Below are 20,358 nucleotides of genomic sequence, written 5' to 3'. Positions count from 1 at the left end.
GTTTGACCTCCTTAGACGAATTACATTCCTTCGAAGAGCGGAATTGTATTACCTTCAGCCAGTTTTACAATTGCTTTCTTGTAATCGGAACGCTTGCCTTCATATTTGCCCATACGCTTGGTTTTGCCCAGAACGCGGATGGTGTTGACATTCACAACCTTCACATTGAAGATGGCTTCAATGGCCTGGCGGATTTCAGTCTTGTTTGCGCCCATTGCCACCTGGAAAGTGTATTTGTTGTCCTTCATCATGTCAGAAGTCTTTTCGGTCACAATGGGTCTGATGATAATGTCGCGAGGATTGGCAGCCATTATGCGAGCACCTCCTCAATTCTTGCTACGGCATCTTTTGCCAGCAGTACTTTTTCCGCATTCAGGATATCGTAAACGTTCAGGCAGTCATTGGACAGGGCCTTTACTTTTTCGATGTTGCGGGAAGATTTTTCTACGTTTTCGTTTTCCCCGTCAGTGATGATCAGGGCTTTTTTGTCGACAGCTTCGAAGCCATTCAGCAGAGCAACTGCATCTTTGGTCTTGGGAGCATCGAAGGTCAAGTTGTCAACCACAACCAGAGCACCTTCAGCGACTTTTGCGCTCAGTGCGCAGCGGATGGCCAGACGACGGGCCTTCCGGGGCATATCTTTTGCATGGCTCCGGGGAGCAGGACCGAAGACGGTACCACCGCCTACCCACAGAGGAGAACGGACGGAACCGGCACGAGCCCGGCCAGTACCTTTCTGTTTCCAGGGTTTTCTGCCACCGCCCCGTACCATACCGCGGGTCTTGGTTGCATGAGTGCCCTGACGTTCGTTGGCTTGCTGCATAACAACAGCCTGATGGACAACGGCTTCGTTGAATTCTACGCCAAAGACGTAATCCATCAATTCTATTTCTTCACCGGTCTGTTTGCCGGTCATATCGTAAACTGCTACTTTCGGCATTGAAACGCCCTCCTTTCGTTAAACCTTATTTTTGTTCTGCTTTCACGACATCGGGACGAACCGTGTCTCTCAGCAGCAGGAAGGTACCAGCGGCACCAGGTACAGAACCTTTCACCATGATCAGGTTGCGGTCCTTATCCACTTTTGCGATCGTCAAGCGCTGCACAGTCGCGCTAATCCCGCCCATACGGCCAGGCAGTTTCTTGCCTTTGATAACACGGCCGCCAGGACCGGAATGCATAGGACCATTGGAACCAGGTTCACGATGAGATTTGGAACCGTGTTTCATAGGACCACGTGCGAAGTTGTGGCGTTTGATCGTACCAGCGAACCCTTTACCGCGGGAAACGCCGACAGCGTCAACCAGATCGCCGGCTGCGAAAATGTCAGCAGCAATCTTGTCACCGACTTTATATTCAGAAGGAGCATCCAGACGAACTTCGCGGACAACCTTTACAGGAGCCACACCAGCTTTGTCGAAGAAGCCCTTCATGGGTTTGTTGACTTGTTTTTCTTTGATATCCCCAAAACCCAGCTGAACAGCATTGTAGCCGTCTTTTTCTTCCGTTTTGTTCTGCAGCACGACGCAGGGACCCGCTTCCACAACAGTTACGGGAACCAAAGTACCGTCAGCTTCAAAAATTTGGGTCATACCTAATTTTTTGCCTAAGATTCCTTTAGCCATCATCGCACCTCCTTACGCTTTGATCTCGATATCTACACCAGCAGGAAGATCCAAGCGAGTCAGTGCATCGATCGTCTTAGCTGTAGGTTCCAGGATGTCAACCAGTCTCTTGTGGGTCCGCATTTCGAACTGTTCACGAGAGTCTTTGTTTACATGAGGGGAACGCAGAATCGTATAGATGTTTTTTTCCGTAGGCAGGGGAATCGGGCCGGAAACCTGAGCACCGGTACGTTTCGCCGTTTCTACGATTTTGGAAGCACTCTGATCCAGTGCTTTGTAGTCATACGCTTTCAGGCGTATACGGATTTTTTGAGTCTTTGCCATTGTTTTTAATTCCTCCATTCGCCACGTTTCCAAGAACGGACATACTCAGCAGAAGTTCCCTTCTTTGCCAGCGGGCCAGAAGCCATCTTCTGCCTCATCGCGGGCCCTGTAAAGCATAAGAATATGAGGGGCTTTGGCCTAGCCCCTCATATGGGCTTTCTTTAGATTGAATCGGAAGGATTAGCCTTCGATTTCGGTAACAACACCGGCACCAACGGTATGGCCGCCTTCGCGGATAGCGAAACGCAGACCTTGTTCGATGGCGATCGGGGTGATCAGTTCAACATCCATCACCACGTTGTCCCCAGGCATAACCATTTCGGTGCCTTCAGGCAGGTGAGCAACACCGGTAACGTCGGTGGTACGGAAGTAGAACTGCGGACGGTAGCCGTTGAAGAACGGAGTATGACGGCCGCCTTCTTCTTTGGTCAGTACGTAAACCTGGCCTTTGAATTTGGTATGAGGATGGATGGTGCCCGGTTTGGCCAGTACCTGACCTCTTTCGATTTCGGTACGGTCGATACCACGCAGCAGGCAGCCGATGTTGTCACCGGCTTCAGCCTGATCCAGGGTCTTCCGGAACATTTCCAGACCGGTAGCTACGGACTGTTTCTTTTCGTCGGACAGACCAACGATTTCAACAGTGTCCCCAACTTTGATCACGCCACGTTCCACACGGCCGGTAGCTACAGTACCACGGCCAGTGATGGTGAACACGTCTTCGATAGGCATCAGGAAGGGTTTTGCCAGGTCATGGACAGGAGTAGGAATGTATTCGTCAACAGCCTTCATCAGTTTCCGGATGTTGTCTTCCTGTTCTTTGTCCCCTTCCAGGGCTTTCAGAGCGGAACCCACAACGATGGGCACTTCGTCTCCAGGATAGCCGTACTGGCTCAGCAGGTCACGGACTTCCATTTCAACCAGTTCGATCAGTTCAGGATCGTCAACTTGGTCGGATTTGTTCAGGAACACTACGATGGCAGGTACGCCAACCTGGCGGGCCAGCAGGATGTGTTCACGGGTCTGAGGCATGGGGCCGTCAGCAGCGGAAACAACCAGGATGGCACCGTCCATCTGAGCAGCACCGGTGATCATGTTCTTTACATAGTCAGCGTGCCCCGGGCAGTCAACGTGTGCATAGTGTCTGGTTTCGGTTTCGTATTCAACGTGAGCGGTGTTGATGGTAATCCCACGTTCTCTTTCTTCCGGAGCCTTATCGATATCGGCATAAGCTTCGAAAGTGGCTTTGCAGCCCGGAGTTTCGGACAGGACTTTGGTGATAGCCGCAGTCAGGGTTGTCTTGCCGTGATCGACGTGACCAATGGTACCAATGTTAACATGGGGTTTGGTTCTTTCAAATTTCTCTTTAGCCATTGTGATATCCTCCTAGTGATGCCAGGACATTAGTCCTGTGCGGTTCCCTTATTTTTGGCAATGATCGCTTCCGCGATGTTCTTGGGAACTTCTTCGTAATGGTCTACTTCCATGGAGTAGTTGCCGCGGCCCTGGGTCTTGGAACGCAGGTCCGTTGCATACCCGAACATTTCGGACAGGGGAACATAAGCCGTGATAACCTGTGCACCGCTTCTTGCTTCCATGCCTTCGATGCGGCCCCGGCGGGAGTTCAGGTCGCCGATAACGTCGCCCATGTACTCTTCAGGGATGGTGACTTCCACTTTCATGTACGGTTCCAGCAGAACAGGGTTTGCTTTCAGGGCACCATTCTTGAAGCCCATGGAACCGGCAATCTTAAATGCCATTTCAGAGGAGTCGACTTCGTGGTAGGAGCCGTCGAACACGGTAACTCCGATATCCACCATGGGATACCCGGCGATGACACCGTTTTCCATAGCTTCCTTGACACCGGCTTCAACAGGAGCGATGTATTCCTTGGGAATGGCACCGCCAACGATCTTGTTTTCGAACTTGAAGCCTTCGCCCGGCTGCAGCGGAGTCAGTTTCAGCCAGCAATCGCCGTACTGCCCTTTACCACCGGACTGCCGTACGAATTTACCCTGGCTTTCCACTTCCTTGCGGATGGTTTCTCTGTAAGCTACCTGCGGGTTGCCCACGGTGCAGTCTACATGGAATTCTCTCTTCAGCCGGTCAACGATGATGTCCAGGTGAAGTTCGCCCATCCCGGAGATGATGGTCTGGGAAGATTCCGGATCCGTGCGGACACGGAAGGTGGGGTCTTCTTCAGCCAGCTTGCCCAGGGCGATGCCCATTTTTTCCTGGTCAGCCTTGGTCTTGGGTTCGATGGCCACGGAGATAACCGGTTCAGGGAACACCATGGATTCCAGGATGATAGGAGCTTTATCGTCGCACAGGGTATCACCGGTACCGGTGTCTTTCAGACCTACGGCAGCAGCAATGTCCCCGGCAAATACTTCTTCGATTTCCGTTCTGTGGTTGGAGTGCATCCGCAGGATACGGCCGATCCGTTCTCTCTTGTCTTTGTTGGAGTTGTAGACATAGGAGCCGGCGGTCAGGGTACCGGAGTACACTCTGAAGAATGCCAGACGGCCCACATAGGGGTCGGTAGCGATCTTGAAGGCCAGAGCTGCGAAAGGAGCGTTGTCATCGGAAGGCCGTTCTTCTTCTTCCCCGGTTTCCGGGTTGGTCCCTTTGATGGCGGGTACATCCAGAGGAGAGGGCATGTAGTCGATGATGGCATCCAGCAGCGGCTGTACGCCTTTGTTCTTGTAGGAAGAACCGCAGGTCACAGGGAAGAGCTTGCACTGGCAGGTCATCTTCCGGATGGCGCCTTTGATTTCTTCTTCGGTCAGATCTTCACCTTCCAGATATTTTTCCATCAGGTCGTCGTCGCTTTCCGCAACGGCTTCCAGCAGGATCTGGCGGTATTTCTGGGCTTCTTCCACGTATTCTTCAGGGATGGGTTCGAATTCTTCATCCTTGCCCAGCTTGTCCCCGTAAATGATGGCCTGCATCTTTACCAGGTCGATCAGGCCTACGAAGCTGTCTTCGGCGCCCATGGGAACCTGAATGGCAACTGCGTTGGCACCCAGACGGTCTTTCATCATCTGGATTACGTTGAAGAAGTCAGCCCCGGTGGTATCCATCTTGTTTACATAAGCGATACGGGGGACGTTGTATTCTTCCGCCTGACGCCATACGGTTTCGGACTGGGGTTCAACACCGCCTTTGGCGCTGAATACAGCCACAGAGCCATCCAGTACACGCAGGGAACGTTCTACTTCAACGGTGAAGTCAACGTGCCCCGGGGTGTCGATGATGTTAATGGAATGGCCTTTCCAATGGCAGGTCGTAGCAGCGGAAGTAATCGTAATACCACGTTCTTGTTCCTGGACCATCCAGTCCATGGTGGCAGCCCCATCATGAACTTCACCGATCTTGTACGTCTTGCCGGTGTAGAACAGGATACGTTCCGTGGTCGTAGTTTTACCGGCATCGATGTGAGCCATGATACCGATGTTTCTAATTTTATCTAAGGGAAACTCTCTACCCACGAATTACTCCTCCTTAAGGAATCTTACCAACGATAGTGAGCAAAAGCTCTGTTTGCTTCAGCCATCTTGTGCGTGTCTTCACGTTTCTTCACGGAAGCGCCGGTGTTGTTGGCGGCATCCATCAGTTCGCCGGCAACCCGTTCGCACATGGTCTTTTCACCGCGCAGGCGGGAATAGTTGACCAGCCACCGGATACCCAGAGTGGTTTTCCGGTCAGCTCTGACTTCCACAGGAACCTGGTAGTTGGCACCGCCCACCCGGCGTGCTTTTACTTCCAGGACAGGCATTACGTTCTTCATGGCAGCGTCGAACACTTCCATGGGATCCTTCCCGGTCTTGGAATGGATCAGATCGAATGCGTCATATACGATACGCTCAGCAACACCTTTTTTGCCGTCGAGCATAATTTTGTTGATGAATCTGGTTAACAGTTTGGAACCATATACTGGATCCGGTAATACGTCTCTTTTGGTTACAGGACCTTTTCTCGGCATCTGTATTTCCTCCTTCGTTATTGTCTCATTCTACAGCAGGCAGCTTATTTCTTGGCTGCTTTCGGGCGTTTTGCACCGTATTTGGAACGGCCCTGGTTGCGGTCAGCAACACCGGCGGTATCCAATGCGCCGCGAATGATGTGATAACGAACACCGGGAAGATCCTTGACTCTTCCGCCTCTGATCAGAACAACGGAGTGTTCCTGCAGATTGTGGCCAATACCAGGAATGTAAGCAGTGACTTCAATCCCATTGGTCAGACGGACACGGGCAACCTTCCGCAGAGCAGAATTAGGTTTTTTCGGAGTGGTGGTGTACACTCTCGTGCAGACACCGCGTTTTTGCGGTGAATTTTTCAATGCTGGCGCCGTGGATTTTTGAGTAATAACTTGTCTACCTTTACGAACCAATTGGTTGATTGTAGGCATTCCGGCACCTCCTTTCTCGAGAATAAAATTTAATGATTATGAAGATCTGCCGTTTCCGGCAGATTCTACCGGGTTTTGAGCACAGCGGCTACGGAAGCTCCCACATGGATGCCGCAGGCCTTGCCGAGTTCCAGCATGGTATCCACAGTTTCCACTGTGATGCTCTTGGCTTCACACAGGTCCCTGACAGGCCCTGTTACATGGTCATCCGCATCCCGGGCGATCAGGACTCCTGCGGCCCGATCCCGGGCAATGGCCTTTTGGGACTGCTTCACACCGACTACAACCGGCGAACCGTTTTTTACGTCTGCGAGAAACATTTGACACCTCCAAAAGACATACTACCCCTCTGTGACACTGTGGTATTGTAACATTACTGACAGCCAATGTCAATATTTTTTCGGGATTTTTTTCGGTTTTCGGCCACATTTTATGCGCTTCTTTCTTTACACAGTTCCGTGCGTTTCTTTTAGTGTAAACAAGGGGAAATTTCCTCGCTTCCCGGACACTGGTACCGCAGTAAAGCAGGGAAATTTTCGCAGATTCAAGGTCAATTCAGCCGAAAAAAATGCATTTTTTATACAAGAGTTCACAAATTTTTTACAAATAAAAAGAAACCCGCCAAAAGCGGGTTTCCTCCTCCGGCCGCTGACCGTTGGCAGCCGACCATTGACAATCCTTATCTCTTATACCCCGGCGTATTGCAGATCAGAGCGATGAACACCAGATCCTCCTTGCCGGTGTTCTTCAGGCCGTGGGTGCCTCCGTCGGCGCAGAAGGTCACGTCCCCGGCCTTTACGGTCAGCTTCTTGTCCTCGTCGGTGTATTCCCCTTCTCCCTGGAGCAGGTAGTAGGTCTCATTGTTCCCCAGATGCTGATGGACAGGGACGGCACAGCCCGGATGCAGGGTGATCTGGGCGAACAGGTCATTGTTCCCCTGGAAAGCGGACGGGTCCATGAGGATTTCCTTTTCGATGGTCCCGGTCCCTGGATTGTTGACCACCTGTTTTTCTCGTTTCGTGAATACTGCCATTGGGCATTCCTCCTTCACATTTCCTGTCTGTATTATAGCCAGTCTTCCGATTTTCCTCAACGGCCGTGCCGACGTTTGTCCCGGACCATCTTCTTGCTGGTCTTGTACACCTTGGCCAGGCCGGACACCAGCAGGATCCCCATGGCAATGGCTGTGGCATCCAGGGCGGCGGACACAAAGGTGTGCATCCCCAGGCTGTAGGCATTGAGCATGGTGTAGTTCATGGCCCGGTACAAGGGCAGTCCGGGCACCAGGGGGATGATCCCCGGAATGGAGAAGATGGGCACCGGCTGCCGGTACCAGCGGGCAAAGATCTCGCTGCAGATGGAAAGGGCCACAGTGCCGGCAAAGTTGCTGAGCATGGAGCTGAGGCCGAAGCCGCTCAACAGGATAATGTACACCCCGAAGCCCACCATACCCACGAACCCCGCCTTGTACAGGCAGCTTTCCGGGCATTTGAACAGTTTGCCGAAGGCCACGGTGGCGAAAAAGGAAAATACGGTTTTGATGAAAATGGTTGCTGCCAGCGGCATAAAAGCCTCCTACATGTACAGTATGCCCAGGACGGTGGCGATGCCGATGGCCACCCCGCCCACCAGGAAAATGGCTTCCCCGGCCCGGCAGGTGCCGCTGAGCAGGTCTCCGGCCATGAAATCCCGGATCCCGTTGGTAAAGGCCATCCCCGGCAGGTAGGGCATCACGCCCCCGGCAATGGCCAGTTCCATCACAAGGTCCGGACAGGCCATCCGGAACAATACCACCGTAAGACAGATAATGGCCCCGGCCATGGTGGTCTCCCAGAAGCTGCTGGGCCGGAAGGGAGACACCGCCTTCACAAAGGCCATGGAAAGCAGGGACCCCAGCAGGGCTGCCAAAAATTCCAGGTATCCGCCCCCCAGTACCACGGCGAAGAAAGCCCCGGCCAGGCCGGACCAGAAGATCTCCTCCCGGGCCGGACGGGGTTTCCGCATGGTCTTTTCCTCCAGGATGGCCATGGTGTCCTGGAAGCTCTTTCCCCAGGTGGGCATGTGGAAGCTCATGTCGTTCACTTCGCTGATGAGGGTCAGATCCGTCCCCCGGTGGGTCACCCGGTACATGAGGCTGGCCCCTTCCATGGTCTCCTCCCCGATCATGATCAGGGAAGGGGTGCAGAAGGCCGCAATGGTGTTCATGCCTCCCTCGTGGCAGATCCGCAGCATGGTGTCCTCCACCCGGTAGGTCTCTGCCCCGCTGACCAGCAGGATCTTTCCGGCGGTCAGGGCGATTTTCAGCACCTGTTCCTTGCTCATGGATGCTAAGGTACTTTTGGTCATAGTTTCACCTCGGTTGGGCAAAAAGAGCCCCTACCGCCGCCCGGAACCGGTTGGCCCCGCCCATGGAGGGATGGGGCACCGCCGCACAGGGCACCCCGTATTTCTCCAGGGTACCGGCGCTTTTCCGTCCGATGGCGATCACCTGGAGCCCGGGCACCAGGTCCAGGAGCATCCGGGCATAGCGGATCCCCTGATCCAGTTCCAATCCCGTGGGAGTCCGGTTGGTGAGGATCCCGGAAGGCTTGTAGGGATGGAAGGGGAAAATGTTCCACAAAATGGTCTGGAAGGGAGCCAGCCCCTGGGCCGCCAGTTCTCCCCACATAATGGTGGCGGTGGGTTCGTTGAACCCTTCCTCCTTCTGTTTCCGGTTCAAAAGAGGGCTGTCCGGATTGCTGGTCCGCCGGTAATCCCAGCCTTCTCCCAGCACCACCTCCGGCCGCACTGCAGGATGGTGGCCCAGGAGGATCCGTTCGCTGGTCATGGCCATGCCGGAAAAATGGCCCCCCTGGTATCCCAGCCCTTCCGCAATGAACAGGAACCGGGCCTGTTGCCGGAGCTGGAGGTACCGGCGGAAATTGGCGGACCGGATCACCGGAGCTTCCGGTCCGATATCGCAGGAGGGATCATACTCCCCCCAGGGATTGAAGCAGCCGTCCCCATGGAACTGCTGCAGAGCATGCAGAAATTCGTCGATTGTCATTCCAGTGACTCCATGAGTTTTTCCCATTTTTCCATAAGCCCGTCCAGGATCTTGTCCTGTTCCGCGTACTCTTCCGCCAGTCTGGTGCTGGTTTCCAGGTCCTGCTGGTTGGCCGGGTCGGCGATCTTGTCGCTGAGCACCTTCTGGAGAGCTTCATATTCCCGGATCTTCAGTTCCACCTGGGGCAGCAGCTTCTGGGCTTCCGCCGGGCTGTAGGGCTTCTTTTCCGTTTTCTTTTCCGCAGGGGGCGCCGGGGCTGCCGGTTTGGCGGCCGCCGGTTCCTGTGCTCCCTGGGGCGCCGGCTTTTCTTCCTTCCGGGAGGCAGCCGGTACCGCCGGAGCCGTTTGTCCTTCCCGGCTCCGGTTCTTGTCCCGTTCTTCCAGATAGAAGTCGTAGTTCCCTTTGTAATCGGTCACATGGCCTTCTTCCACCGCCCAGATCCGGCCGGCCACCTCGTTCACCAGATACCGGTCGTGGCTTACCAGGAGCACGGTGCCGTCAAAGGTTTCCAGGGCCGCTTCCACCGCCTCCTTGGCGGCGATGTCCAGATGGTTGGTGGGTTCGTCCAGGAGCAGGCAGTTGGCCCCGTCCAGCACCAGCTTCAGCAGCACCAGCCGGGCCTTCTGGCCCCCGGACAGGGTCCCGATCACCTTGAACACATCCTCCCCGTGGAACATCATGCTCCCCAGGAGACGGCGGGTCTGTTCGTCGGTGAGCCCGTATTCCGTCAGGAAGTTCTCCATAATGGTCTGTTTCTCGTCCAGCCGTTCATAGCTCTGGGAGAAATAGCCGATCTTCACCCGGTTCCCGATCCGTGCCTCTCCTTTGAGAGGCGGCAGTTCCTGGAGGATGGTCTTCAGCAGGGTGGATTTCCCGCAGCCGTTGGGACCGATGATGGCCACCTTTTCTCCCCGGCGCAGGGTCAGGTCCACATCCTGGAGCAGGAGATGCTGGGGATACCCCACATCCAGGTGTTCCAGCATGATCACCTTTTCCGCACACTCCGCCGCATGGGGCAGCCGCAGCTGGAACTCTTCCTCCTGGACCGGGGCGTCGATCCGCTCCAGCCGGTCCAGCTGGGACTGGCGGCCCCGGGCCATCTTGCTCTTGATCCCCGCCTTGAACCGGCGGATGTAGGCCTCCTGCCGGGCGATGTATTCCTGCTGGGCCTCATAGGCCCGGGTCTGGGTCAGCACCTGGATTTCCTTCTGTTCCAGATACCGGGAATAGTTCCCCTTGAACCGGTGGATCGTGCCCCCTTCCATTTCCAGGATCTCTTCCACCACATTGTCCAGGAAGGCCCGGTCATGGGAAATCACCAGCACTCCGCCCCGGAATTCCCGGAGGTACTTTTCCAGCCATTCGCTCATGACGATGTCCAGGTGGTTGGTGGGTTCGTCCAGGATCAGCATGTCCGGAGAATTCACCAGGGCCGCCGCCAGCTGGAGCCGGGTCTTCTGTCCCCCGGACAGCTTGTCCGCCCGCCACTGCCAGGTGTCTTCCGGATACCCCAGCCCCAGCAGCACCCGTTTGATGTTGCTTTCGTAGTGGTACCCATCCAGATGGGCATACCGGCTTTCCGTCCGGGCATACTGGTCCAGGATCCCCTGGAGCTCTTCTCCCTGGGCCCGGCCGCTGGCTTCCTCCAGCCGGCGCATCTTCTCCCGCAGGTCCAGGATATCCGGGCAGGCGTGCTGCATGAACTCCCGGACCGTTTCCTCCCGGAAGTCGTCAAACCCCTGTTCCACATACCCCAGCCGCAGTTCCCCGGCGAACTTCACCGATCCTCCGTCGGCAAAATCCGGGTTCAGCAGACACCGGAGCAGGGTGGTCTTCCCGCTGCCGTTGACCCCCACCAGGCCCACTTTTTCTCCCTGGCGGATGGTAAAACTTACATTCTGAAAAATATCGTGGACGCCGAAACTTTTTTTCAGGCCGTCCACGGTCACCAAAATATCCATACTCCTTATTTCTCGTATCCTTTGGGATGCCCTTCATGCCACCGCCAGGCGGTTTCCACGATTTCTTCGATCTGGCTGTGCTTGGGCTCCCAATGGAGCTCCTTCTTGATTTTTTCCGAAGAGGCGATCAGTTTCGCCGGGTCTCCTGCCCGCCGGGCCTCTTCCTTCACTGTAAAGTTCCGTCCCGTGACCTTCTTCACCGCGTCGATGATTTCCCGGACGGAAAAGCCGTTTTCCGTTCCCAGGTTGTAAGTCCGGCAGTCCCCGCCGTTCCGGAGATGGTCCATGGCCAGTACATGGGCGCTGGCCAAATCCTTCACATGGATGTAGTCCCGGAGGCAGGTGCCGTCAGGAGTGGGATAATCCGTGCCGAAAATGGACACGCTTTCCCGCTGGCCCAGGGCCGCCTGGATAATGAGAGGGATCAGATGGGTCTCCGGCCGGTGGTCTTCCCCGATGTTCCCCAAAAGGGACGCCCCGGCGGCGTTGAAGTACCGGAGGGCCACATAGCGCAGGCCGTAGGCATGGCTGTAGTCTTCCATCATCTTTTCGATCATCAGCTTGGTCCGGCCGTACACATTGGTAGGCTGGAGAGGCATGTCTTCCGTAATGGGCACCTGGGCCGGTTCCCCGTAGACAGCCGCTGTGGAAGAGAACACCAGCTGTTCCACTCCCGCTTCCCGCATGGCATCCAAAAGCCCCAGGGTACCGGCCACATTGTTGTAGTAGTATTTCCCCGGGTTCACCATGGATTCTCCCACCTGGCTGCTGGCCGCAAAATGGAGGACCCCGTCGATTTCATATTCCCCCAGGATATGCTTCAGGAAGTTGAAGTCATGGATATCCCCTTCGATGAGCTGGACCTTGTCCGACACCGCATCCACATGGCCGGTGCTGAAATTGTCATAGACAATGGGCGTATATCCGTTGGCCGTCAGTTCTTCCACCACATGGGAGCCGATATAGCCGGCTCCCCCTGTTACCAGTACATTCATCCGTTTTGCCTCCTATGCTCTTTCTCCGCCGATCAGCTCCAGCATTTCCCGGGTCTTCTGTTTCAGCAGATCCTTGTCCCCCCGGGTTTCCACATTCAGCCGCACCACCGGTTCCGTGTTGGATTTCCGCAGGTTGAACCGCCATTCATTGTACACCACGCTGAGCCCGTCCATCCGGTCCTGGATCCCGGAACGGAAATGTTTGGACAGCCGTTCCAGCACTTCGTCCGCATCCTTCACCTTCAGGTTGATTTCCCCGCTGCAGGGATACTCGCTGATCCGGGCATCCACCAGCTGGGACAGGGTCATGCCGGAAGTGGACAGAAGGGAAATCAGCAGCAGCCAGGGGATCATCCCGCTGTCGCAGTAGGAGAAATCCCGGAAATAATGGTGGGCGCTCATTTCGCCCCCGTACAGCACACCCTGCCGGCGCATGCATTCCTTGATGAAGGCGTGGCCGCTCTTGCACCGTACCGGCTGGCCGTCGTACCGGGCAATGATGTCTTCCGTGTTCCAGGTGAGCCGGGGATCGTAAAGGATCTTGCTGCCGGGATGCTTCTGGAGGAAGTACTGGGCAAAGAGCCCCACCAGATAATACCCTTCGATGAACCGGCCGTTTTCGTCAAAGAAGAAGCACCGGTCGAAGTCCCCATCCCAGGCGATTCCCAGGTCGGCCCCGTTCTTTTTCACCGCATCCGAGGTGGCTGCCCGGTTTTCCGGCAGGAGAGGGTTGGGCACCCCGTTGGGGAAAGTGCCGTCCGGGGTATCGTTGATCATGATGAACTGGCAGGGCAGGTGCTTGGCCAGTTCCTTCACAATGGGACCGGCCCCTCCGTTCCCCGGGTTGGCCACGATCTTGAGAGGCAGCAGGCTCTTTACATTGATATAGGAAAGAAGATGGTCCACATAGCTGGGGACGATATCCACTTTTTTGTAGGTTCCCTGTTTCTCCGCCTTGGGCACCCGGGTCTCGAAGTCTTCCGCTGCCACCAGTTCCGCCAGGTCCTTCAGCCCCGTATCCGCAGAAATGGGCCGGGCTTCGGAACGGACCAGCTTCATGCCGTTGTAGTCCTTGGGATTGTGGCTGGCGGTGATCATCATGCCCCCATCGGTTTTCAGGTGGGCGGTGGCAAAATAGATCATTTCCGTGCCGCACTGGCCCAGATCCTGGACATTGGCCCCGGCATCCCGCATGCCCTTTACCGCCGCTTCGCTGAGGGCCGGTCCGCTGAGCCGGATGTCATGGCCCACCACCAGTTCTTTGGCCTGGAGCTTCCAGGCCAGGGCCCGTCCCAGCCGGTAAGCCAGGTCTTCGTTCACTTCGCTGGGGACGATGCCCCGGATGTCATAGGCTTTAAACGCTTTGGTACTGATCATGATGGTTCCTCCCCACAATTAGTCGTTCTCATCCAAAAGAGCCAGGTTTTCCATGGGCAGCAGGTCCTGGGCCTTGCCCAGGGGCACCCGCAGGCCGCTCCGGTTCAGGATGGCCATGCTGCCGTTTTTCAGCACAATATCCGTCCGTGCCAGTTCCCGGAGCACAAAACCCAGGGCCACCAGGAAATTCAGACGGTCCTTTTCCTCCAGGGTAAAGATCTGGTAATCGGTCTTTTCCAGGAGCAGCCGCTGGAAGAACTGGATCTGCTCCCGCTGTTCGTTTTTCAGGGTCTCGGTGGTCTTGTACACATGGCGGACCACTTCCAGCAGCCGTTCTCCCCGGGCCTCCGCATCCGCCAGGAGCAGGGACTGGGTATCCGTATCCGTCTTGAAATGGACCGCCTCATCCTTGGTCATTTTGGACCCGTCCTTGTCGGAAAAATACCCGGGCCGCAGCACCTTGGGGAAGCACATGATGGATTCCAGCACGCTCATTTCATCCAGGGCCGTCACTTCTGAAGTGTACAGAGGCTGGTCCATGATCTGTTCCATCACCAGCTTGGCCTCGTCCCGTTCCAGTTCCGACTGGCTGTAGGAACTGGCCGCTCCCCCCTGGAGAGCCACCACCGTCAGCATCCCGGTGCCTTCCGTATCCAGTTTCTTTTCCTGGATCCGGTCCACCACCCGGCGGATCCGTTTCAGCTTCCGCACATCCTGGGGCAGCAGATGGAGATTCTTATGGGTCTTGTAGGTATAATGGCCCGGTTTGTTCTCGATCTTGTCCAGGATGGCAAAGACCTTGTCGTAGCAGCCCCAGATATGGAGCTTCAGCCGGCCCAGTTCTTCCACTTCCGGAGTCAGCTGCTCCAGCACCTTGTAGAATTTGAACCTTTCTTCATTATACCGTTCAATGGCATTTTTCACCATATTTTCAGAGCTGGTGGCACTTTTATACAGTTTCAGTCCGGCAGCGCCGATCCCGGCAGCCGCCCACACCACAAGAGGTATTGGCATAGGATTTCCTCCGTTTCCTGCACTGTACCCACAGCGGATACAAGATAACTCTACAAATTATAGCCCGATTCCCCAGGTTAGTCAAAACGAAAAGCCGTTGAAAGCTGTCCCTATCCGTTGTAAAATGGGAAGACAGAACCTAAGAGGAGGAACACCCATGAAAAAATTCCTGGCTATGGCCACCCTGCTCCTGACTCTGCTGGCCCTGCCCCTGACGGCAGGCGCGGAACGCAGCGGCTGGAAGAGCAGCACCTTTGCTTTTAAAAATGTGAAAGTCGTGTATCTGAAGGATCTTTCCCGGCAGGATACGGACTTCCGGAAAGCCCATCCCGCCTTTACCCGGGACGACGATGCGGTCCGGAAGACCCTGCTGACCCTCCAGCGGGACTTCAAGAAAGAAGGGGTCACCGTATACAGCAACCCGGTGATGCTGCCGGACAAGAAGCTCCGGAACACCATCACCCTCCAGGTCCAGGTGAACCCGGTGGGGATCGAGACCGCTGACGGCACCGAGCCCGCTGCCCGGAAAGGGAACAAGCTGGCCAAAGGGGAAACCGCTTACGCAGGCGTCACCTTCCTGGCCACCAAGAACGGCCAGACCATCTACCAGGTCACCGATGCACGGACCAGCACGGAATACGATTCCGACACCCTGCTGGCTGCCATCATCCGCACCGCCACCGACGAAATGACGAAGAATGCAAAGAAATGACAAAAGGCACCGCGTTTGCGGTGCCTTTTTTGTCGCGGGCCTTGAGTCGCGGGTCGCGGGCTAGATGAAGAGTTTTTCATCTATTTCTCCGGCTCCTCCGCAATGACCCCGCCGCAGTGGGGGATAAGGTTCAGGGTATAGTCCTTTTTCCTCTCCCGGGCCAGCTGGGCCTGTGCCTTTTCCCAGGCTTCGGCCACCGTGGCGCAGGGGATCTGATTGGTCTTCCGGATGGCGTCGAAATTCTCCTTTTTCGTCACCAGGTAGATGGTGTACCGGTGGGTCATGCAGAACAGGTTGAACGCCACAAAGAAGGGAATGCTGAAATTCTCCCGCAGGGCCTTTTCCATGTCCTTCTCGCTGTCATACTTGAAACTGCCCAGATATTCCGGCGGTTCGTACAGGTCACTGGCCTCCATGATGGCGATGATGATGCCCCCCGGTTTGGTGGTCACATCTGCCGGATCATAGCATTTGCAGCCCTGGTACAGGGATACATCCTTGGGATAGCCCCCGGCACAGGCAAAGGTCACATCCGCCCGGGCCTTGAAAGAGACCGCCTGGTTGTCATGGCAGATCCGGGTCCCTTCCAGCCAGGCCTGGTAGGGATCACCGGCCACCATGCGGCAGATTTTCCCTTCATTGTTGATGATGGAATGGACCAGGAACGTGGGCTTGACCATCTCCATGGCATCCAGCATATCGTAGTTCACCGGGTTGTCCTGGAGTACTCCGTTCCGGGTCTTGGGGTTGATGCCGTCCCCAAAATGGTCCGCCAGGGCATGGCAGTGGTTCTCCTGGATGGTATCCCAGCCGGCCACCCCGGGCAGGAGCAGTTTCCGGCCGCCCCCATAGCCGGCAAAAAGATGGGCGGTGATGCCGTCGATGATCACGATTTTGTCCGCTTCCACCACCCGCTTGTTCAGCATCACACGGGTCCCGAACCGGGTGGTCCCCACACAGGTCAGTTCATCGTTGTTCCGGCAGTGGTGCTGGTACATCCGGATCCGCCGGGCCACTTCTTCGCCCACCACCCGGACATTTTCCTCCGGAGTCTGCTCCCGGTGGGTTCCCTGGGCAAAGACAATGTACATGTCCTCATCCGGCACCCCGGCCAGGTTCAGTTCATTGACCACATGGATCACATATTCAGAAGACCGGTTCCAGGAACGGGTCACATCGGCGATGACCAGGCAGACCTTGTCCCCTTTCCCGAACATTTCCTGGAGAGGCCGGCAGCCGATGGGATGGCGCATGGCCTCCAGGGTGGCCTGCTCCACATCCACCGCCGGCACCGGACGGCCTTCGATGATGCTGCTGATCCGTTCCTCCGGCAGTTCCACTTCCTGGGTGGTCCTGCCAAAATTAAAGCTGAATTTCCTGAGTCCCACGATATCTTCCTCCCTTTCAGACAGAAACTGCAGACGGTTGGAGCAAAAAAACTGTTTATACAGAATATTATAGCACAATCTGCCAGGGGCAAGCCGTTTCCATGTATCTGAAGTATGTGTCAACAAGTTCTCGGTGAATCCTTCATCGCCGTATAGTTATTCAGAAATGGTGTCAAAAATTTTTTATCGTTGCTTTGAGGTCGACGACGTAGGGGTTTCGCCGCAGGCAAACCCGTCCCGGCCTCCCAGAGGGGAAAAGTCCTCCTATACTCTTCCACCCGCAAGGGCTCTCCGCCGGGAGGGCAGACCCGTTCGTCCCTGGCGGGAGGCTCACAGCCTATCGCCTTGCCCTGACGGTCAAAGGCAGCGGCTACGGACCAGGAAGCCGGACCCCATCGCCCGCGTGCTCCACCCCAGGAGCGACAACACCCGATGTTGTCCCGCCGACTCCTCCTGGGCCTGCCCTCCCCCCGGCTCCCGGAGAATCGATATATACTCGTACAAAGTACCAGCAAGGCCGATGGCCAAGTCCGCCCTGCAGGAGTGGTCCAGATGTGTCCCCCTGAAAGTCGGATGCCAGATGCTGCGCATCTGCCTTGGAACATGAAACCCGGCGGCCGGGATGGGCTCCCCTCTGCGGGTAGCCCCTACCACGTTGGGGTCAAGGATGCAGCGGAAAATCAGAGAAACGGGGTTGTCAAAAAATCCGTTCCTGTGACCGTTGTATCCAACATCCGACCCCAAGGTTGTAGGGGCGGGCCACAGGCCCGCCCGTCCCGGCCTCCGGTTTTTATCCGTTCCCAGGAAACCGCCCCGGTGGGTTCCCTCCTGCCGCTAGAGACTAGAGACTAGTGACTGTCAGCTCATGACCATCCGCCTCCGGCAGATGGTCTCCTTCTGCGTGAGACGGAAAAGCGTCCCTGCCCCTTTTCCCAATTTCCTCCGAAAAAATCCTCCCTGCCGTCTCTTATACAGTGTAAGGAGGCGGTGACATGGAAGCAATCAAACGGCAGGAGGTTCTGGAACTGGCCCGCAGGGCCCGTGGGCACATCCAGAAAATCTACCTGCACTGGACGGCTGGAACCTATGACCAGCTGTTCCCGGACTATCACCTTCTGGTCCGGGGGGACGGGAGCCTGGTAACCAGTACCCGGGACTGGACCCGGATCCTCCCCCACACCTGGAACCGGAATACCGGTGCCCTGGGCATTGCCCTGTGCTGTACCAAAGATGCCATGCTCTACGCAGACGGCACCTTCGACCTGGGGGATTATCCCCCCACTCCCCTGCAGGTGGAAAGCACTTCCATCCTGCTGGCCACCCTGTCAGATGTCTGGAAACTCCCTCTGGAGCCTGCCCAGATCATGACCCATGCAGAGGCTGCCGACCTGGACGGTTACGGGCCAAGCATGGCCGGGACGCCCGCTTTTGAACGGTGGGATCTGTGGAAGCTGAAAGACTATGACGGAGTATGGCGCAGCGGCGGGGCGGTGCTCCGGGGGAAGGGACTGTATTATCAGTGGGTGAAGCGGGTAAAAGGTGGGTTCATCGTTTGTCGTTCATCGTGAGTCGTTATGGAAGGAACCCGTACCCGGGTTCCTGTGAATGAGGACGCAGCTGACGCTGCTAATCCACCACCAGCCTGTCGGCCGGTCCCCCGCCCTTGAAAAGGGCGGATAGTGGGTACGCGGGCTTACGCCCTGGCACCCACATAAAGCAATGGACCGTTAGGCCGCATACCTATATACAGCAATGGGCGTCAGCCCGAGCGTATATCCGCCCTTTGCAAGGGCGGGGGACCGTTGCGCTTGCGCAATGGTGGTGGGTTAGCAGCCCCCAGGGGCTGCGTTTCCCTTCAGAAGCATCTGCCTCCGGCAGATGGTCTCCATCGGCTAGTGACTAGTGACTGGCCCGGCCCTGCCGGGCCCCGCCCCCTTACACCCTGTGATGCAACCTTATCCTGACAATCCAAAGGAGGAATGAAAATGGCAATCCAGAAGAACCTCACCGCAGTGACCCTGCAGCTGGAAATCAGCAACGGGGTGGACAAAAATGACCAGCCCAAATTCAAGAACATCAGCTACGAAAAGCTGTCCACCGATGCCACCCCTGAAAAACTGGCGGAAGTGGGCAAGGAATTCGGCGGGCTGATGGCAGAAGCTCCCAAGGGGATGTACATCGTGGAACGGCATACCCTGGAAGAAGTGGCGTAAAGGAGGTAGTGCACAATGGCAGATTCCAGAAAACTGGACCTGATTTTCAAGGACAGCGAAAAAGCGACCAAAAACATCCGCATCGTGAACCCCCGCTCTGACGTGGACCGGGAAATGGTGCTGCCGGTGATGAACAAAGTGGTGGAAAGCAAAGTCTTCCTCACCAAGAACGGCATTCCTGTGGAAACCATCCAGGGGGCCAAAGTGACCGATGTCAAGGATCTGCTCTCTGACGGAACTGACGAAGTCACCGAGGGCTAACCCATGGAGGACCTGTCCCTGCTGGCCGGCCAGGCTGCCCAGTACGGATTCCCCATGGTCATTTCCTGGTACCTGCTGGTACGCATGGAAGAGAAACTGGAGAACCTGACCCAGAGCATCGAACGGCTGCGCATGGCAGTGAAAATAGAATAAGGAAAAAAGAGAGTGCTGCATGTTTTATGCAGCACTCTCTTTTTGCGCACAAAAAAGCACCCACACGGTCAAACCCCGCATGGATGCTTGCTTTTGGTCTGGTGGAGCATAGGGGGATCGAACCCCTGACCTCAAGATTGCGAACCTTGCGCTCTCCCAGCTGAGCTAATGCCCCAATACGTAGTATTATAGCGCTTCCGGGAGAAGTGTGCAAGGAAAAATCGGAAAGGGGAGTGTGAAAAATTCACATCCCCTTCTTTTCCTGCTTTTCCACCAGATCTGCCAGGGTGGTGTTGTCCACGATGTTGTCGATGGCATCCTGGATTTCTTTCCACAGGTCCAGGGTGACGCAGTGGGCGGCCCGGCTGCAGATTGCGTGGCCGGGTTCCAGGCAGGCCACGGGAGCCAGGGACCCTTCCACGGCCCGGAGGATCTCTCCGGCGGTATAGTCTTTGGGATCACGGACCAGTTTGTATCCTCCCTGGGCTCCTCTGGCACTTTTAACCAGTTTGGCGCGGGAGAGCTGGGTAATGATCTGTTCCAGGTATTTTTCTGAGATTTCCTGTCTCTGAGAGACGCTTTTAATAGGTACATAGGATTCGGTGCCGTTGATGGCCAGATCGATCATCAGGCGCAGGGCATACCGTCCCTTGGTAGAGATTTTCATGGTTCCTCCTCGCAGCAAGAATAATTTCCTATAATTGTACTATAGAATTTTCCAAAAGGAAAGGTGAATTCCTAGTAATTTTTAGGAATTTCACACCCCCCCGATTTATCAGATTTTTTCACCGAATCAGTTGACACTCTTTGCTTCTGAACGGTAAAATAATATCGTATCTGTTCATTCTGTTTCCGGATTCCATACTGAAAATTCAT

24 protein-coding genes and 1 tRNA gene are annotated in these 20,358 nt (G+C 55.8%); 5 read left to right on the top strand and 20 right to left on the bottom strand.

Annotation, left to right across the window (positions count from 1 at the left end; genetic code table 11):
• Positions 1–20: 20 nt before the first annotated feature.
• The 17 genes from rplW to ACTQY1_RS05335 form a co-directional block, all read right to left on the bottom strand.
• Entirely contained in the window at positions 21–311 is a 291-nt protein-coding gene (rplW, locus tag ACTQY1_RS05415; protein WP_012939260.1) for a 50S ribosomal protein L23, read from the bottom strand.
• The gene (gene rplD, locus ACTQY1_RS05410; protein ID WP_022486701.1) at positions 311–940 is read right to left on the bottom strand and encodes a 50S ribosomal protein L4; all 630 of its coding nucleotides are present in this window, start codon (positions 938–940) and stop codon (positions 311–313) included. The genes rplW and rplD overlap by 1 nt, the downstream gene beginning before the upstream one ends.
• Positions 941–965: 25 nt before the next feature.
• Entirely contained in the window at positions 966–1,625 is a 660-nt protein-coding gene (gene rplC / locus ACTQY1_RS05405; RefSeq protein WP_012939262.1) for a 50S ribosomal protein L3, read from the bottom strand.
• Between the two features lie 12 nt (positions 1,626–1,637).
• A complete protein-coding gene (gene rpsJ / locus ACTQY1_RS05400; protein ID WP_012939263.1) occupies positions 1,638–1,949 on the bottom strand; it encodes a 30S ribosomal protein S10 in 312 nt (103 codons plus the stop codon).
• A gap of 180 nt (positions 1,950–2,129) precedes the next feature.
• Complete coding sequence (tuf, locus tag ACTQY1_RS05395) at positions 2,130–3,323, bottom strand: elongation factor Tu (protein WP_154487621.1); 1,194 nt, start codon at positions 3,321–3,323, stop codon at positions 2,130–2,132.
• Positions 3,324–3,352: 29 nt separating this feature from the next.
• Positions 3,353–5,440 (bottom strand): elongation factor G, encoded by a 2,088-nt coding sequence (gene fusA / locus ACTQY1_RS05390; protein ID WP_441373899.1) that lies wholly within the window; start codon positions 5,438–5,440, stop codon positions 3,353–3,355.
• Between the two features lie 23 nt (positions 5,441–5,463).
• Positions 5,464–5,934: a 30S ribosomal protein S7 gene (rpsG, locus tag ACTQY1_RS05385; RefSeq protein WP_012939265.1), complete on the bottom strand. Its 471-nt coding sequence runs from the start codon at positions 5,932–5,934 to the stop codon at positions 5,464–5,466.
• Positions 5,935–5,978: 44 nt separating this feature from the next.
• Positions 5,979–6,362, bottom strand: coding sequence for a 30S ribosomal protein S12 (gene rpsL, locus ACTQY1_RS05380; RefSeq protein ID WP_012939266.1), 384 nt, complete (start codon positions 6,360–6,362; stop codon positions 5,979–5,981).
• 65 nt (positions 6,363–6,427) lie between these two features.
• Positions 6,428–6,682 (bottom strand): L7Ae/L30e/S12e/Gadd45 family ribosomal protein, encoded by a 255-nt coding sequence (locus ACTQY1_RS05375; RefSeq protein WP_022486812.1) that lies wholly within the window; start codon positions 6,680–6,682, stop codon positions 6,428–6,430.
• Between the two features lie 359 nt (positions 6,683–7,041).
• Entirely contained in the window at positions 7,042–7,395 is a 354-nt protein-coding gene (locus ACTQY1_RS05370) for a cupin domain-containing protein (RefSeq protein ID WP_279127710.1), read from the bottom strand.
• Positions 7,396–7,451: 56 nt separating this feature from the next.
• Positions 7,452–7,928, bottom strand: a complete 477-nt coding sequence (locus ACTQY1_RS05365) for a threonine/serine exporter family protein (RefSeq protein ID WP_022486814.1) — start codon at positions 7,926–7,928, stop codon at positions 7,452–7,454.
• A gap of 9 nt (positions 7,929–7,937) precedes the next feature.
• Positions 7,938–8,708 carry a threonine/serine ThrE exporter family protein gene (locus tag ACTQY1_RS05360; RefSeq protein WP_154488470.1) on the bottom strand — a complete coding sequence of 257 codons (771 nt, stop codon included), beginning with the start codon at positions 8,706–8,708 and terminating at the stop codon, positions 7,938–7,940.
• 4 nt (positions 8,709–8,712) lie between these two features.
• A complete protein-coding gene (locus ACTQY1_RS05355; protein ID WP_308664155.1) occupies positions 8,713–9,408 on the bottom strand; it encodes a uracil-DNA glycosylase in 696 nt (231 codons plus the stop codon).
• A complete protein-coding gene (abc-f, locus tag ACTQY1_RS05350) occupies positions 9,405–11,369 on the bottom strand; it encodes a ribosomal protection-like ABC-F family protein (protein WP_308664156.1) in 1,965 nt (654 codons plus the stop codon). The genes ACTQY1_RS05355 and abc-f overlap by 4 nt, the downstream gene beginning before the upstream one ends.
• Before the next feature lie 5 nt (positions 11,370–11,374).
• On the bottom strand, positions 11,375–12,364 hold the full coding sequence (gene galE, locus ACTQY1_RS05345) for a UDP-glucose 4-epimerase GalE (protein ID WP_022486818.1): 990 nt from the start codon (positions 12,362–12,364) through the stop codon (positions 11,375–11,377).
• Between the two features lie 12 nt (positions 12,365–12,376).
• Positions 12,377–13,741 (bottom strand): phosphomannomutase, encoded by a 1,365-nt coding sequence (locus ACTQY1_RS05340; RefSeq protein ID WP_308664158.1) that lies wholly within the window; start codon positions 13,739–13,741, stop codon positions 12,377–12,379.
• An 18-nt stretch (positions 13,742–13,759) separates the two neighbouring features.
• Complete coding sequence (locus tag ACTQY1_RS05335; RefSeq protein ID WP_308664159.1) at positions 13,760–14,755, bottom strand: hypothetical protein; 996 nt, start codon at positions 14,753–14,755, stop codon at positions 13,760–13,762.
• A 157-nt stretch (positions 14,756–14,912) separates the two neighbouring features.
• Here ACTQY1_RS05335 and ACTQY1_RS05330 point away from each other — a divergent pair, with 157 nt between their 5' ends.
• Positions 14,913–15,467 (top strand): hypothetical protein, encoded by a 555-nt coding sequence (locus ACTQY1_RS05330; RefSeq protein WP_154488465.1) that lies wholly within the window; start codon positions 14,913–14,915, stop codon positions 15,465–15,467.
• Positions 15,468–15,547: 80 nt separating this feature from the next.
• On the opposite strand, the gene larA is transcribed toward ACTQY1_RS05330, so the two are convergent.
• The gene (gene larA / locus ACTQY1_RS05325) at positions 15,548–16,855 is read right to left on the bottom strand and encodes a nickel-dependent lactate racemase (protein WP_441373898.1); all 1,308 of its coding nucleotides are present in this window, start codon (positions 16,853–16,855) and stop codon (positions 15,548–15,550) included.
• A gap of 992 nt (positions 16,856–17,847) precedes the next feature.
• Here larA and ACTQY1_RS05320 point away from each other — a divergent pair.
• The 4 genes from ACTQY1_RS05320 to ACTQY1_RS05305 all read left to right on the top strand — a co-directional run bounded on the left by ACTQY1_RS05320 (position 17,848) and on the right by ACTQY1_RS05305 (position 19,482).
• On the top strand, positions 17,848–18,423 hold the full coding sequence (locus tag ACTQY1_RS05320) for a peptidoglycan recognition protein family protein (protein ID WP_441373897.1): 576 nt from the start codon (positions 17,848–17,850) through the stop codon (positions 18,421–18,423).
• A gap of 417 nt (positions 18,424–18,840) precedes the next feature.
• A complete protein-coding gene (locus ACTQY1_RS05315; protein WP_195839581.1) occupies positions 18,841–19,068 on the top strand; it encodes a DUF1659 domain-containing protein in 228 nt (75 codons plus the stop codon).
• A gap of 15 nt (positions 19,069–19,083) precedes the next feature.
• Positions 19,084–19,329, top strand: coding sequence for a DUF2922 domain-containing protein (locus ACTQY1_RS05310; protein WP_154487234.1), 246 nt, complete (start codon positions 19,084–19,086; stop codon positions 19,327–19,329).
• Positions 19,330–19,332: 3 nt separating this feature from the next.
• On the top strand, positions 19,333–19,482 hold the full coding sequence (locus ACTQY1_RS05305; protein WP_441373896.1) for a YvrJ family protein: 150 nt from the start codon (positions 19,333–19,335) through the stop codon (positions 19,480–19,482).
• Between the two features lie 99 nt (positions 19,483–19,581).
• Here ACTQY1_RS05305 and ACTQY1_RS05300 read toward each other — a convergent pair.
• Positions 19,582–19,657: transfer RNA gene (locus ACTQY1_RS05300), tRNA-Ala, on the bottom strand.
• A gap of 69 nt (positions 19,658–19,726) precedes the next feature.
• Positions 19,727–20,149, bottom strand: a complete 423-nt coding sequence (locus tag ACTQY1_RS05295; RefSeq protein ID WP_022486653.1) for an RrF2 family transcriptional regulator — start codon at positions 20,147–20,149, stop codon at positions 19,727–19,729.
• Between the last annotated feature and the right edge of the window lie 209 nt (positions 20,150–20,358).

The sequence above is a fragment of the Acidaminococcus sp. HCP3S3_G9_1 genome (assembly GCF_052122455.1).
Classification (GTDB): Bacteria; Bacillota; Negativicutes; order Acidaminococcales; family Acidaminococcaceae; genus Acidaminococcus.
Note: the sequence above shows the minus strand (reverse complement) of the source record. Positions and strands in the feature narration are given on the sequence as shown.

Coding starts and splice junctions, on each gene's coding strand:
- ACTQY1_RS05315 (WP_195839581.1), top strand. CDS start 18,841: ATGGCAATCCAGAAGAACCTCACCGCAGTGACCCTGCAGCTGGAAATC.
- abc-f (WP_308664156.1), bottom strand. CDS start 11,369: ATGGATATTTTGGTGACCGTGGACGGCCTGAAAAAAAGTTTCGGCGTC.
- rplD (WP_022486701.1), bottom strand. CDS start 940: ATGCCGAAAGTAGCAGTTTACGATATGACCGGCAAACAGACCGGTGAA.
- ACTQY1_RS05355 (WP_308664155.1), bottom strand. CDS start 9,408: ATGACAATCGACGAATTTCTGCATGCTCTGCAGCAGTTCCATGGGGAC.
- galE (WP_022486818.1), bottom strand. CDS start 12,364: ATGAATGTACTGGTAACAGGGGGAGCCGGCTATATCGGCTCCCATGTG.
- ACTQY1_RS05340 (WP_308664158.1), bottom strand. CDS start 13,741: ATGATCAGTACCAAAGCGTTTAAAGCCTATGACATCCGGGGCATCGTC.
- ACTQY1_RS05370 (WP_279127710.1), bottom strand. CDS start 7,395: ATGGCAGTATTCACGAAACGAGAAAAACAGGTGGTCAACAATCCAGGG.
- ACTQY1_RS05310 (WP_154487234.1), top strand. CDS start 19,084: ATGGCAGATTCCAGAAAACTGGACCTGATTTTCAAGGACAGCGAAAAA.
- ACTQY1_RS05375 (WP_022486812.1), bottom strand. CDS start 6,682: ATGTTTCTCGCAGACGTAAAAAACGGTTCGCCGGTTGTAGTCGGTGTG.
- rplC (WP_012939262.1), bottom strand. CDS start 1,625: ATGGCTAAAGGAATCTTAGGCAAAAAATTAGGTATGACCCAAATTTTT.
- tuf (WP_154487621.1), bottom strand. CDS start 3,323: ATGGCTAAAGAGAAATTTGAAAGAACCAAACCCCATGTTAACATTGGT.
- rpsG (WP_012939265.1), bottom strand. CDS start 5,934: ATGCCGAGAAAAGGTCCTGTAACCAAAAGAGACGTATTACCGGATCCA.
- ACTQY1_RS05365 (WP_022486814.1), bottom strand. CDS start 7,928: ATGCCGCTGGCAGCAACCATTTTCATCAAAACCGTATTTTCCTTTTTC.
- ACTQY1_RS05305 (WP_441373896.1), top strand. CDS start 19,333: ATGGAGGACCTGTCCCTGCTGGCCGGCCAGGCTGCCCAGTACGGATTC.
- ACTQY1_RS05320 (WP_441373897.1), top strand. CDS start 17,848: ATGGAAGCAATCAAACGGCAGGAGGTTCTGGAACTGGCCCGCAGGGCC.
- ACTQY1_RS05295 (WP_022486653.1), bottom strand. CDS start 20,149: ATGAAAATCTCTACCAAGGGACGGTATGCCCTGCGCCTGATGATCGAT.
- rpsL (WP_012939266.1), bottom strand. CDS start 6,362: ATGCCTACAATCAACCAATTGGTTCGTAAAGGTAGACAAGTTATTACT.
- ACTQY1_RS05360 (WP_154488470.1), bottom strand. CDS start 8,708: ATGACCAAAAGTACCTTAGCATCCATGAGCAAGGAACAGGTGCTGAAA.
- ACTQY1_RS05330 (WP_154488465.1), top strand. CDS start 14,913: ATGAAAAAATTCCTGGCTATGGCCACCCTGCTCCTGACTCTGCTGGCC.
- rpsJ (WP_012939263.1), bottom strand. CDS start 1,949: ATGGCAAAGACTCAAAAAATCCGTATACGCCTGAAAGCGTATGACTAC.
- ACTQY1_RS05335 (WP_308664159.1), bottom strand. CDS start 14,755: ATGCCAATACCTCTTGTGGTGTGGGCGGCTGCCGGGATCGGCGCTGCC.
- rplW (WP_012939260.1), bottom strand. CDS start 311: ATGGCTGCCAATCCTCGCGACATTATCATCAGACCCATTGTGACCGAA.